The organism is Mucilaginibacter sp. P4_E8, assembly GCF_056401495.1.
In genome coordinates this window covers 1-1,360 of the sequence record NZ_JBFUJG010000382.1, presented here as the reverse complement: position 1 = coordinate 1,360, position 1,360 = coordinate 1, and the positions used below count along the sequence as shown (strand labels likewise).

The 1,360-nt window shown below is 31.9% G+C and carries 2 protein-coding genes; one reads left to right on the top strand and one right to left on the bottom strand.

Annotated features, from left to right (window positions below):
• Positions 1 to 354 (top strand): hypothetical protein (locus AC1DRQ_RS31580; protein ID WP_477430111.1); only part of this gene is annotated, 354 nt, incomplete at its 5' end.
• Between the two features lie 99 nt (positions 355 to 453).
• On the opposite strand, the gene AC1DRQ_RS31575 is transcribed toward AC1DRQ_RS31580, so the two are convergent.
• Positions 454 to 1,056 carry a helix-turn-helix domain-containing protein gene (locus tag AC1DRQ_RS31575; RefSeq protein ID WP_477430109.1) on the bottom strand — a complete coding sequence of 201 codons (603 nt, stop codon included), beginning with the start codon at positions 1,054 to 1,056 and terminating at the stop codon, positions 454 to 456.
• Between the last annotated feature and the right edge of the window lie 304 nt (positions 1,057 to 1,360).

Here is a 1,360-nt window from a genome sequence, read left to right as displayed (position 1 = left end):
CAGTTAATCTATGAAGCTTACGAGCGAATGGGTTACGACAAGCTTGAGCAATTAAAATTCAACAAAAAAGCAATTGAAAAGGAGCTACTCATATTAGACATTCAAGAACAAAAAAATGCATATCCGTTAATTAACCTAATAAAAAAAAGTTTCAAGTTAAATCGCACTTATTTAGTGTCTGATGTTAAAATAAAGCTACAGGAACTGTATGATCAGTTAGGTATTAAGGCGAGAGCTAAATCCGTGGATATTGAAATGTACTTCCATTTTAATTCATATAATAAATATGAAAATAAAAAATCCAATAGAGCTTATATACTTACGGAGTCTAAAACCAACTGTGTCTTAGTGTAAATCGTATGTTTAATCCTTGCATTTTTAGCTCCCGACTCAAAATTAATGTAAGGCCTCTTTGTGATTCGTTATTCAATTTAACTTATATCAAATTACTTTTCAGGCAACTTTAAGTATAAACGAATAGTTTGATTTTGAGGGGAATACATTTTTAATTGCGTATTCATATTCCCAATCAATTTTATTGGTAAGCTTTAGCCATTTTCTGCCATTGACTTTACTTTTGAAAACTTTGTGTATTTCATTAATAAATCCTTTGGCTACAAGTACCACAAACTGGCTGTATATCGTTTTATAGCTAACGCCAAGTAGTTTTGCAAAGTCCGTAATGGTTTTGGTTGAACTTAATGGGCCTTCGTTAAAAAACTGTCTTAGGCATAATAACATAGCTTTTTGATTGGCCGATAAATCGGCATCGAAGAGTTCGTATGGTATCCTTTCAAAGTGAGGTTCCTTATCAAAATGATATTGATTGCAAGTATGTTTCTTCGTTGAATGAGTAATATTCAGGAAGCCAGCTTTTTCTAATCTCTTTACAGAACTAATTATAAAACTTCTGCTCGTTCCGGCTTTATCTGCAATGGTTTCATAAGCAGGATAACATAGCCCTGTAGTTGAATTATGAAATGATCTGATAGTTACATAGGTTAAAGCGTCTATGTACTTAATGTTTTGTTGGTTTAAGTTTAAAAAATAGGGCATAGCGACAAAGCGCCTGTTAAGTAGAATCACGGTCATGAATCATTAAAAGTAATTTGGAATAAATCTGAGGGATGGAAGTGTATCTGAGAGTCGAGAATGACGTTGCTATAACTTATTGTTACATAGATAAATATACGAAAAATCCATGATATTTCCTAATAAATACTCTAACTACTTAAAGCTATGTAATGTATAGTTAGAGATCTTTAGGGGAAAATCCTATCCTGCACATTTTATTATCAATGTTATTAATATTATACACACTGGAAATATTTTGTGCGGGCAGATAGAAGTACAATTATTC